The following is an 11,060-nucleotide window of genomic DNA, read 5'->3' as shown; positions in this document are numbered from 1 at the left end:
ACCGTCCAGGAGACGAGCATGACCATGACCTCGATTGGAAGCGAAACCATGAACCCCGCCGCCATGGCTGCGGCCCCCGACCTCGCCGCGCTGAAGGCGAAGCAGCAGGCGACCTGGTCCTCCGGCGACTATGCAGTCGTCGGCACGACGCTGCAGATCGTCGGCGAAAGCCTCTGCGAGGCGATGGACCTGCGCTCGGGGCAGAGCGTGCTCGACGTCGCCGCCGGCAACGGCAACGCCACGCTCGCCGCCGCGCGGCGCTGGTGCGAGGTGACCTCGACCGATTATGTCGACGCGCTGCTGGAACTCGGCCGCAGGCGCGCCGACGCGGAGGGTCTCGCGGTCACCTTCCGCCATGCCGACGCCGAGAACCTGCCCTTCGCGGACGGCGCCTTTGACGCGGTGATGTCGACCTTTGGCGTGATGTTTACTGCCGATCACGACCGGGCCGCGGCGGAAATGGTTCGCGTCTGCCGCTCCGGCGGCAAGATCGGCATGGCCAACTGGATGCCGGAAGGCTTTATCGGCCAGATGTTCAAGACGATCGGCAAGCATGTCGCGCCGCCGCCGGGCGCCAAATCGCCGGCGCTCTGGGGCACGCGGCCGCGCATCGACGAAATGTTCGGCGGTGCGGCGCGCGCCATCGCCGCCGAGCCGCGCCAGTTCGTGTTCCGCTACCGCTCGCCGGTGCATTTCCTCGACATCTTCCGCCGCTTCTACGGGCCGACGCTGAAGGCCTTCGGCGCGCTGGACGCAGCGGGCCAGACGGCGCTGGCGGACGACATCGCGGCGCTGATCGCCCGCTTCAACAAGGCCGAGGACGGTACGCTGGTGGTGCCCTCGGATTATCTCGAAATCGTCGTTACCCGGCGCTGAGCGCCTGAAGGACGACGCAATGCATCGATAGCCGGCTGAAGCGGCGTCGCGGCGAAATCCGCGACGCCGTTTTTCATTGTCCGCCGGGCAGCATGCTGCGGCATTGAAGGCTGACGTTTTGCCGGCAACTGGACTAGGATCGTCCTTCGCCCGTGCGATGGCGCGGCGGACGGAATGGAGGCCAGCCATGGCGGACGCGGATAGCGGCAAGGCGGCGACCGGGGGCGAGATCGGCATCCTGCAACGGCGGCGGATCGAGGCGGCGATCATCGCGCCGATCTATGCCGGCATGGTGCGCGAGATCGGCGAGGCGAGGGCGCAGGCGATCCTCGACGCCGCGATCAGCCAGGCGGCGATCGATACCGGCCGCGCCTTCGCCGAGCGGACCGAGGGCGGCACCAGCCTCCGGACCTTCCAGGAGCTGCAATCGCTCTGGACCCAGGACGACGCGCTCGAGATCGAGGTGGTGCGGGCGACCGACACCCATTTCGACTACAACGTCCATCGCTGCCGCTATGCCGAGAGCTATCGCGAGATGGGGCTCGGCCAGATCGGCCATCTGCTCTCCTGCAACCGCGACGGCGTCTTCTGCCAGGGCTATGACCCGCGCATCACGCTGGAGCGGACGCAGACGCTGATGGAAGGCGCCGAGCACTGCGACTTCCGCTACACGTTCCATCCCGACGGCACGTAGCGGCGCGCTTCCGCGCCGCCCGACAGTCCCTTCCTGCCTTTCCCCGTCTTTTGCTCCGCCGTTTGCGGGTTTGCCGACGCATAGCTCGCGGCGGGTTCATGAGTCGCGTCAGGCGATTGGGCGGCGTTGCTCAGCGGATGGGCGAGGCGCGCGTACCAACAGGCCGGTCGAAAAGCGGTTGCCAGCGGCGGGATCGTTTCGTATGAGTGTCATGTTATAACATTACATATACGGAGTGTCCTGATGCGGACCCAACGCCTTCTCCTCGCTTCCGCCGCCCTGCTGCTCGGCTCGCTCACCGCCTCGGCGCATGGCGTCTGGACGGCGGAACGCTGGGGCGAGACCGGCATCGTCTACGGCCACGGCGCCGAGGACGGAGCCTATGATCCGGCCAGGGTGAAAACCGTCCGCGCCATCGACAAGGCAGGCGAGGCCGTCGAGGCCAAGGCGGTTTCGGGCGACCGTCGCGCCGTGATCGAGGCCGCCGACGACGCCGCGATCCTGCTCGTCGATTTCGCGAACGGCTTCTATTCGAAGGGCGCCGACGGCAAATGGGTAGCCAGGCCGAAGGACGAGGTGCCGGGCGCGACGGAGGCCGGCGACAACTGGAAGCACAATGTCACCATCCGCCACCTGCATGGCGACGCCGTGCCGGCGCTGCCGCCGCAGCCCCTGCAGATCGTGCCGCTTTCAAACCCGACCGAGCTTGCCGCCGGCGACCTGTTCAAGGTGCGGGTGCTCTATGACGGCAAGCCGGTCGAGGGCGTCGCCATCACGCCCGACTATGTCAACGCGTCGGAAGCGAAGCTCGGCAAGACGGATGCCGACGGCGTCGCCGAGGTGCTGATCCGCAATGAAGGGCTGAACGTCATCGCGGTCTCGCATGCCGTGCCTTTCGCCGATCCGAGCAAGGCCGACACGGCGAACCATTTCGCCACGCTCTCCTTCGTCAACGGCCATCACGAAGACTGATGCCTTCCGGCCGGGGGCGACGTCCCCGGCCGGGTCCTTTCCCCCCGACTTCTTCCTCACCATGGATCCGCCGATGCCCGCGTCCCGTCCCGACGATGCCCGCCTGCCTGTCACCGTGCTTTCCGGCTTTCTCGGCGCCGGCAAGACCACGCTGCTGAACCACATCCTGAACAACCGCGACGGCCTGCGCGTCGCCGTCATCGTCAACGACATGAGCGAGGTGAATATCGACGCGGCGCTGGTGCGCGACGGCGGCGCCAACCTGTCGCGCACCGACGAGCGGCTGGTGGAGATGTCGAATGGCTGCATCTGCTGCACATTGCGCGACGACCTTCTGGCCGAGGTGCGCCGGCTGGCGGCGGAGGGGCGGTTCGACTACCTGCTGATCGAGGGCACCGGCATCGCCGAGCCGCTGCCGATCGCCGCCACCTTCGATTTTCGTGACGAGGCCGGGCTTTCGCTCGCCGACGTCGCCCGGCTCGACACCATGGTGACGGTGGTCGATGCGGTGAACCTGCTGCGCGATTATTCCAGCCACGACTTCCTGCGTGATCGCGGCGAGACGGCGGGCGAGGGCGACGAGCGGACGCTGGTCGATCTCCTCGTCGACCAGATCGAGTTCGCCGACGTCGTCGTCATCAACAAGGCCGAGGATGTGCTGGACTTCGAGCGCGACCGGGTCGCCGCCGTGGTCAAGGCGCTCAATCCCGACGCGCGCATCGTCTTCGCCTCGTTCGGCCGCGTCGCCATCAACGCGGTGCTAGGCACCGGCCTGTTCGACTATGACAAGGCCGAGGAGCATCCGCTCTGGTTCAAGGAGCTGAACGGCTTTCGCGACCATGTGCCGGAAACCGAGGAATATGGCGTGTCGAGCTTCGTCTACCGGGCGAGGCGGCCGTTTCATCCGGCCCGATTTCAGGCGTTTCTCGACAAGACCTGGCCGGGGCTCGTCCGCGCGAAGGGGCTGTTCTGGCTGGCGACGCGGCCGGAATGGGTCGGCGACATGAGCCTTGCCGGCGCGCTCTGCCGCACCGGGCCGATGGGCTTCTGGTGGGCGGCGGTGCCGAAGGAGCGCTGGCCGGATGATCCCGAATGGACGTCGATGCTCCGCCGCAACTGGGCGCCGGTCTGGGGCGACCGCCGGCAGGAGCTGGTCTTCATCGGCATCGGGCTCGACGAGGCGGCGATCCGGGCAGCGCTCGACGAATGCCTGGTCGGCCCGTCCAATCCGGCCCGCTTCGATTTCGGCGCCTTCGACAGCCTGCCGGATCCGTTTCCGTCCTGGCGGCGCCAGCGGGTCGCCTGATCTTGCGCCTGTTCAACCCGTTCGCGCCGCGCGATGCCGCCCGGCGCGCCGAGGCCGCGGCCCGGATCAAGGACTGGACCCGCGCGGCGCTCGGCCTCGACGCGGCGACGCGGGTGCTGGTGCACGAGCTCGCCTGCTCGCGACCCAACTGCCCGCCGCGCGAGACGGTGATCCTCGTCGTCCCCGCCGAGGCGCCGCCCTTCAAGCTCGCCCTGCACAGCGCCATGGACGATCTGAGCGAGGACGATCTGGCGCAGGCCTGGGCTAGCAGGGAGGGGGTGCCCTAGAACGCCTTTGCGGCGGCGGCGCCCAAGAAGTCGGCAGCTTGGCGCGCCGAAGCGCTTTACAGCGCGGTGCCACGCTTCTACCTCTGCGGCCCTCCGAAATATCCTCGCAGGCGCAGACCGATGGCATCCCCCGCAGCACAGCTTCCCGCCGATCTCCTGATCGACGCCACCGATGAGATCGCGATCCGCCAGGACCTGACGCTGGTGGCGCTCGGCAAGCGCCCGGCCGACCGCGTGCTGCGCGTCGGCCGGCTGCTCGACGTGCATTCGCGCACCTGGGCAGTCGACCAGGAGATCGTCATCAAGGGACGCCGCATCGCCTATGTCGGCCCGGCGGGTTCCTGGACCGGCGAGGCGGCGACACGCGTGCACGAGCCGGATCTTGCCGCCGTGCCGGGCTTCGGCGAGGCGCACAAGCACATCGAGAGCTCGCACCTGACGCCGGAATACGAGGCGGCGCTGGTGATGCCGCATGGCGTCACCTGGGTCTGCGAGGCCAGCCACGAATTTTCCAACGTCAACGGCGCCAACAATCTCGAATTCTGGCTGGAGGCGCGCCGGCGCGGCTCGCCGATGAAGATCTTCCCGCTGCCGGGCTCGGCCGTGCCGCCGACCGCTTATGAGTGGGGCGGCGGCTATTTCGGCTATGACGAGCAGAAGCAGTTCCTGAGCGAGAGCCTGATGGTGGCGGGTCTCGACGAGGTGATGGACTGGCCTTCGGTCTGGAACCCGGAAAACCCGTCCTATGACCGGCTCTGGGGCATGATCCGCGCCACCTTCGAGAAGCGCGGCGTCGTCGAGGGCCATGCCGCCGGCCTGCGCGACCTTTCGTCGATCAACGCCTTCGCCGCCGCCGGCATGGCGTCGGACCACGAGGGCTGGTTCCTGGAGGAGGTCTGGGAGAAGCTGACGCACGGCCTGTTCGTCGAGCTGCGCCCGCATTCGCTGCCTGACATCATCAAGGGCCTGATCGCCAAGGGCCTTTCCGACTGGTCGCAGATCGCCTTCGTCACCGACGACCGCAGCGCCACCGATACGCTGAAGCTGGGCGCGACCGACTACAACATGCGGCTCGCGATCGAGAATGGCCTGTCGCCGGAGATCGCCATCCAGTGCGTCACCATCAATCCGGCCCGCCACATGCGGCTGACGCCCTGGGTCGGCTCGATCGCACCGGGCCGTTTCGCCGACATCGTGCTGCTGGAAGATGTCGCCTCGCTCAAGATTGCCAAGGTCTGGGCCGATGGCCGGCCGGCCTCGGAAGGCTCCAGCTTCGTCGGCGAGCTACCAAAAATCGACTGGCCGGAATGGGCGACGCGGACGGTGAAGATCGACCGCACCGTCACGGCGGCGGATTTCCGCATTCCGGCGCCGGGAGAGGGCGCCACCGCCCAGGCGGCGCTGCTGCGGCCGTTCCACTGGCATGACGACTTCATCACCATGGAGCTTCCGGTCGAGGACGGCGCGGTGCAGCGCGACTTCGAGCGCAACGTCACCAAGTTCGCCATCGTCGACCGCTTCTCCGGCGAGGCGAAGGTGTCGAAGATGTTCTGGCTCGGCACGGGGCCGCGCACGCCGGATACGGCGCTCGGTGCGACGCTCGGCCATGACAAGCACAACATCTGGGTCGTCGGCTCCTCGGACGAGGCGATGGCGATGGTCGCCAACGAACTGGCGGCGCAGCAGGGCGGCTGGGTTCTGGTCTCCGGCGGCAAGGTCGTGGCGCGCGTCTTCTACGAGGTCGGCGGGCTGATGACAGCGCGGCCGGCCGAAGTGCTCGATGCCGAGATGCAGGCGCTCTATGTCGAGGGGGCGAAGATCGACTGGATGTACGAGCCGACCTTCTCGCCGCGCTGGTGGCCGGGCTTCCCGGAGCGGCTCTCCTTCGCCACGCTCACCTGCGCGCCCTGGCGCTGGGTGCTGGTGGCGCCGTCGCCGCTGGCGCCGGAAGGCTTCGTCAACGTGGCGACCGGCGCGACCCATCCGGTCGTCTGGTAACCATGCCGGCAGGCGGCACGATTTGAGGCTGTTAAAGCCTGCGATTTAGGCTGGCTAAAATTTGTGCTTGGATTAGAGCATTCGACCGAATGGGCGCCTGGCCCGCAGCAGGGAAAGAGGAACGACATGTTTGAGAGACTGAAGCAGGGAATTCGCGTCGCGGCGGTTGCGCTGCCGATCGCCGTCGGCGGCATGTCCGTGGCCGAGGCGGACGGCCTGAAGATCGCCATGATCCTGCCGGGCCCGATCAGCGATAATGACTGGAATTCGGTCGGCTATAACGGCCTGCAGGCGGCCGCCAAGGCGCTCGGCGCCGAAGTCGCCTATTCCGAGAACGTCACCGACGCCGACGCCGAGCGCATCCTGCGCGACTATGCCTCGCGCGGCTACGGCCTCGTCTTCGCTCATTCTTTCTCGTTCGGCGACGCGGCGCTGAACGTCGCCGAAGATTTCCCGGACACTGTCTTCATGGCCGGCACGGCCAAGGAACTGGCGCCCAATCTCGGCACCTATTCCAACCCGGACTACCAGGGCGCCTATCTCGCCGGCATGCTCGGCGCGGGCGCGTCGAAGTCGAAGACGATCGGCTGGGTCGGCGGCATGCCGGCGCCGAACATGCTCGCCAACCTGCACGCCTATGAAGCCGGCGCGAAGGAGATGGTGCCGGACGCCAAGGTGCTGCACACCTTCATCGGCTCGTGGTTCGACCCGCCGAAGGCCAAGGAAGCCGCCATCGCCCAGGTCGAGCAGGGCGCCGACGTGCTCTCCGCCCAGGGCGTCGGCGTCATCGACGCCGCCATCGCCAAGAACGTCTTCGCGCTCGGCGCCATGACCGACCAGAACCATCTCGGCCCGAAGGTCGTGCTGACCAGCGTGCTCTGGGATCTCGGCCCGCTCGTCACCGCTGTCGGCAAGGCGGTCGAGGACAAGAGCTGGAAGAGCGAGAACTGGGCCTATGGCATCGCCGAGGGCTCGGTGAAGCTCGCCGACTTCCACGGCCTCGACGCCAATGTCCCGCCGGAGGTCCTGAAGGCCGTCCAGGCGAAGTTCGACGCGATCAAGTCCGGCGCCTTCACCGTGCCGCTCGACACCTCGAACGCCGAGTAATTCTTGCTTTCGGCGGCCGGGCTTACGTCCGGCCGCCACGACGCACTTGCCGTCATCCCGGGCTTGACCCGGGATCCACTCAGCCGTCGCTGACCGCGCCTAAGGCGGCGACGGTTCGGCTGCATGGATCCCTGCCTTCGCAGGGATGACGGAGTTTTGTGGGGCCGACTCTGCCTCCCCCACGAAGACCTTTCTACGCTTCCCGTCCCACCAGACGGTGAGAGGACCGAATTGCCACCATCCTCCACGCCACTCCTCGACATGCGCGGCATCCGCGTCGTGTTCGGGCCGCTCGTCGCCAATGACGACGTCAACCTGGTGGTCGACCGGGGCGAGATCCATGCGCTGCTCGGCGAGAATGGCGCCGGCAAGTCGACGCTGATGCGCGCGCTCGCCGGCCTGCTCGTGCCGGCGGCGGGCGAGATCCGCATCGATGGCAGGCTGGAGCCTCTCGGCTCGGCGCATGAGGCGATGCGGCTTGGCATCGGCATGGTGCACCAGCACTTCATGCTCGTGCCGACGCTGACGGTGGCGGAGAATGTCTGCCTCGGCCTCGCCTCGACCGGCCGCGTCTTCCCGGACCTGAAGACCGCGGCGGCGAAGATCCGCGACCTCGCCACGACCTATGGCCTCGATGTCGATCCGAATGCGCGCGTCGCCGATCTCTCGATCGCCGGCCAGCAGCGCGTCGAGATCCTGAAGGCGCTCTATCGCGGCGCCCGCATCCTCATCCTCGACGAGCCGACCGCCGTGCTGACGCCGCAGGAGACGGAGGGCCTGTTCCGCATCCTGCGCTCGCTGGCGGCCGAGGGCACTGCGATCCTCTTCATCAGCCACAAGCTGAACGAGGTGATGGCGCTCACCTCCGGCGTCACCGTGCTGCGGCAGGGGCGGGTGGTCGCGACGGCGAAGACGGCCGACACCGACGCGCGCGGCCTCGCGCGCATGATGGTCGGCTCCGAGATCGAGCTGCCGAAGCTGGAGGACGTTCCCTCGCTGGAAGCGGCCGGCACCGAGCCCGATGCCATGGGCAGGCCGGCGCGGGCGGCGGCGACGCCGATCCTCGCCGTCGAAAGCCTCGTCTGTCGCGATGTCCGCGGCGCGGTGCGGGTCGATGGCGCCAGCCTCGCCGTGCGGCCGGGCGAGATCGTCGGCGTCGCTGGCGTCGACGGCAACGGCCAGCAGGAACTGGCGGAGGCGATCGTCGGCCTGAGCCGCGTCGAGGCCGGCGCGATCCGGCTGATGGGCGAGGACGTGACGGCGGCCTCCGTGGCGCGCCGCATCGCGCTCGGCCTGGCGCATATCCCGGAGGACCGGCACCGCACGGCGATCGTCGGGCCGATGTCGATCGAGGACAATCTCATCCTGGAGCAGGCGGTCGAGCCGCCGCTCTCGAAGCGCGGCTGGCTCGACCGCCGCGCCATCGCCGACAATGCGCGCCGCATCATGGCCGCCTTCGACGTGCGGGCAACCGGCGCGAGTCAGAAGGTCGGCACGCTCTCGGGCGGCAACCAGCAGAAGGTGGTGCTCGGCCGGGCGCTGTCGCGCGCGCCGAACCTCGTCGTCGCGGTGCAGCCGGTGCGCGGGCTCGATGTCGGCGCGACCGCCTTCGTGCACCGGCAATTGCTGGCGCGCCGCGCCGCCGGCGCCGGCGTGCTGCTGATCTCGACGGAGCTCGACGAGATCCTGGCGCTGTCGGACCGCATCGTCGTGATGTTCAAGGGCGCGATCATGGGCGAACTCGCCCGCGCCGACGTGACCGTGGAGAAGCTGGGCTTGATGATGGCGGGACGAACGGCATGAGCGCGGTCGAACCGATGCCCGCCTCGAGGTTCAGGCTACCGCCGGCGCTTGCCGGCAGCGTCTTCGCGGTTCTCGCCGCCTTCGTCGTCGGCGCGGCGCTGATCGCCGCCGTCGGCGTCAATCCGTTGACCGCCTATTCGGCGCTGTTCGAGGCGGCGCTCGGCAGCCGCAACGGACTGGCCGAAACGCTGCTGCGCACCGTGCCGCTTTCGCTCTGCGGCCTCGGCATCGCGCTCGCCTTCCGCGCCGGCGTGTTCAATGTCGGCGCCGAGGGCCAGCTCTTCCTCGGCGGCACGGCGGCGGCGGCCATGGGCGTCGCGGGGGCGGGGCTGCCGGGCATCGTCCTGCTGCCGGCGATGGCGCTTGCCGCCATGCTGGCCGGCGCGCTCTGGTCCGGCCTCGCCGCCTGGCTGAAGCTGCGCTTCCGCGCCGACGAGCTGATCACCACGATCATGCTCAACTATGTTGCGATCCATCTCGTCGGCTTTCTGCTGCACGGGCCGCTGCGCGATCCGAACGCGGCATTGGCGCAGACGGCGCGCCTGACCGCCGATGCGCGCCTGCCGGTGCTACTCTCCGGCACGCGGCTGCATGCCGGCATCCTGATCGTCGTCATCGCCGTCATCCTCGCCCATCTCTTCCTCTGGAAGCGCACCAACGGATTCCGCCTGCGCGTCGTCGGGCTCAATCCGCGCGCGGCGCTGAACGCCGGCATGAACGTGCGCGGCACGATCCTGTTCGGCTTCCTGATCTGCGGCGCTCTGGCGGGTCTCGCGGGCTTCGCCGAGGTATCCGGCGTGCAGCGGCGGATGATCGAGAACCTGTCGCCCGGCTTCGGCTACACGGCGATCATCATCGCGCTGCTCGGCCAGACCAACCCGTTCGGCGTGCTCGCCGCCGCCTTCCTGTTCGCGGCGCTGCAGATTGGCGCCACGACGATGGAATCGGCGGCCGGCGTGCCGGGCACGCTCACCACCGTGATCCAGGGCCTCGTCGTGCTGTTCCTGCTCGGCCGCCCGGCGCTCGCCATGCTGCGGGCTAGGCTCGCGAAGGGAGGCGCTCGATGAACGCGCTCGCCTTCCTCACCGATCCCGTGCTCGCCGGCTTCCTCGCGGCCTCGATGCGGCTCGCCATTCCGATCCTGCTGGCGGCGCTGGGCGGGATGTTCTCCGAGCGCTCCGGCGTGCTGAACATCGGCCTCGAGGGCGCGATGCTGATCGGCGCCTTCGTCGGCTTCGTCGCCGCCTTCCTGTCCGGCAGCCTCGCCATCGGCGTCGTGGCGGCGATCCTTGCCGGCATCGTCTTCGGCCTGATCCTCGGCTTCTACACGATCACGCTCGGCGCCAACCAGGTCGTCGTCGGCATCGCCATGAACCTGCTCGCGGTGGGCGTCACTGCCTTCTTCTACCGGCTGATCTTCGGCTCCGGCACGCAGAGCCCGCGCATCGACGCCTTCCCGCCGCTCGATCTTGGCGCGCTGGCCAATATCCCGATCGTCGGGCCGCTGCTGTTCCGGCAGGATCTTCTCGCCTATGTCGCGCTCGGCCTCGTCGTCGTCGCCTGGGTGGTGATGGCGAAGACCCGGCTCGGCCTCAACATCCGCGCCGTTGGCGAACATCCGGAAGCGGCCGAGACGCTCGGCCTCGACGTCTATCGCATCCGCTATCTCGCCGTCGCCATCTCGGGCGCGCTCGCCGGCCTCGGCGGCGCCTTCCTGTCGCTGTCGGCGACCGGCATCTTCATCGACAACATGACGGCGGGACGCGGCTATATCGCGCTGGCGATCCTGATCCTCGGCCGCCGCCATCCCGTCGGCGTGCTGCTGGCGGCGCTCCTCTTCGGCGCGGCCGATGCGCTGCAGCTTCGAGCGCAGCTGCTGCCGACCGGCGTGCCGTTCCAGTTCATGCTGATGCTGCCCTATGTCCTCACCATCATCGTGCTGGCAGGCTTCGTCGGACGCGGCGGCGCACCCGCCGCGCTCGGCGTGCCGTTCCGGCGCGGCCGCTCCGGAGACTGA

10 protein-coding genes are annotated in these 11,060 nt (G+C 68.7%); all 10 read left to right on the top strand.

All coding sequences use genetic code 11. From position 1 onward, the window contains the following. The first annotated feature begins 18 nt into the window (after nucleotides 1-18). Complete coding sequence (locus tag OSH07_RS07785) at nucleotides 19-876, top strand: class I SAM-dependent methyltransferase (RefSeq protein WP_420909605.1); 858 nt, start codon at nucleotides 19-21, stop codon at nucleotides 874-876. 187 nt (nucleotides 877-1,063) lie between these two features. Then, complete coding sequence (locus OSH07_RS07780; protein WP_266338043.1) at nucleotides 1,064-1,570, top strand: L-2-amino-thiazoline-4-carboxylic acid hydrolase; 507 nt, start codon at nucleotides 1,064-1,066, stop codon at nucleotides 1,568-1,570. Nucleotides 1,571-1,813: 243 nt separating this feature from the next. After that, nucleotides 1,814-2,542 (top strand): DUF4198 domain-containing protein, encoded by a 729-nt coding sequence (locus tag OSH07_RS07775; protein ID WP_266338042.1) that lies wholly within the window; start codon nucleotides 1,814-1,816, stop codon nucleotides 2,540-2,542. A 73-nt stretch (nucleotides 2,543-2,615) separates the two neighbouring features. After that, a complete protein-coding gene (gene zigA, locus OSH07_RS07770) occupies nucleotides 2,616-3,848 on the top strand; it encodes a zinc metallochaperone GTPase ZigA (protein WP_266338041.1) in 1,233 nt (410 codons plus the stop codon). A gap of 2 nt (nucleotides 3,849-3,850) precedes the next feature. Continuing rightward, a complete protein-coding gene (locus OSH07_RS07765) occupies nucleotides 3,851-4,135 on the top strand; it encodes a hypothetical protein (RefSeq protein WP_266338040.1) in 285 nt (94 codons plus the stop codon). A gap of 120 nt (nucleotides 4,136-4,255) precedes the next feature. Beyond that, a complete protein-coding gene (locus tag OSH07_RS07760; protein ID WP_266338039.1) occupies nucleotides 4,256-6,133 on the top strand; it encodes an adenine deaminase in 1,878 nt (625 codons plus the stop codon). 126 nt (nucleotides 6,134-6,259) lie between these two features. Beyond that, nucleotides 6,260-7,240 carry a BMP family protein gene (locus tag OSH07_RS07755; protein ID WP_266338038.1) on the top strand — a complete coding sequence of 327 codons (981 nt, stop codon included), beginning with the start codon at nucleotides 6,260-6,262 and terminating at the stop codon, nucleotides 7,238-7,240. A 231-nt stretch (nucleotides 7,241-7,471) separates the two neighbouring features. Next, nucleotides 7,472-9,043 carry an ABC transporter ATP-binding protein gene (locus OSH07_RS07750; RefSeq protein ID WP_266338037.1) on the top strand — a complete coding sequence of 524 codons (1,572 nt, stop codon included), beginning with the start codon at nucleotides 7,472-7,474 and terminating at the stop codon, nucleotides 9,041-9,043. Next, nucleotides 9,040-10,110: an ABC transporter permease gene (locus tag OSH07_RS07745; protein ID WP_266338036.1), complete on the top strand. Its 1,071-nt coding sequence runs from the start codon at nucleotides 9,040-9,042 to the stop codon at nucleotides 10,108-10,110. The genes OSH07_RS07750 and OSH07_RS07745 overlap by 4 nt, the downstream gene beginning before the upstream one ends. Beyond that, entirely contained in the window at nucleotides 10,107-11,060 is a 954-nt protein-coding gene (locus tag OSH07_RS07740) for an ABC transporter permease (protein WP_266338035.1), read from the top strand. Before OSH07_RS07745 ends, OSH07_RS07740 begins: the two co-directional genes overlap by 4 nt.

Origin of the sequence: Kaistia nematophila, from assembly GCF_026343855.1 — a bacterium.
Lineage (GTDB): Bacteria > Pseudomonadota > Alphaproteobacteria > Rhizobiales > Kaistiaceae > Kaistia > Kaistia nematophila.
Note: the sequence above shows the minus strand (reverse complement) of the source record. Positions and strands in the feature narration are given on the sequence as shown.

Bases quoted from the DNA above. Each gene is read 5' to 3' on its own strand.
- OSH07_RS07785 (WP_420909605.1), top strand. From the start codon at position 19: ATGACCATGACCTCGATTGGAAGCGAAACCATGAACCCCGCCGCCATG.
- OSH07_RS07740 (WP_266338035.1), top strand. From the start codon at position 10,107: ATGAACGCGCTCGCCTTCCTCACCGATCCCGTGCTCGCCGGCTTCCTC.
- zigA (WP_266338041.1), top strand. From the start codon at position 2,616: ATGCCCGCGTCCCGTCCCGACGATGCCCGCCTGCCTGTCACCGTGCTT.
- OSH07_RS07745 (WP_266338036.1), top strand. From the start codon at position 9,040: ATGAGCGCGGTCGAACCGATGCCCGCCTCGAGGTTCAGGCTACCGCCG.
- OSH07_RS07780 (WP_266338043.1), top strand. From the start codon at position 1,064: ATGGCGGACGCGGATAGCGGCAAGGCGGCGACCGGGGGCGAGATCGGC.
- OSH07_RS07755 (WP_266338038.1), top strand. From the start codon at position 6,260: ATGTTTGAGAGACTGAAGCAGGGAATTCGCGTCGCGGCGGTTGCGCTG.
- OSH07_RS07760 (WP_266338039.1), top strand. From the start codon at position 4,256: ATGGCATCCCCCGCAGCACAGCTTCCCGCCGATCTCCTGATCGACGCC.
- OSH07_RS07775 (WP_266338042.1), top strand. From the start codon at position 1,814: ATGCGGACCCAACGCCTTCTCCTCGCTTCCGCCGCCCTGCTGCTCGGC.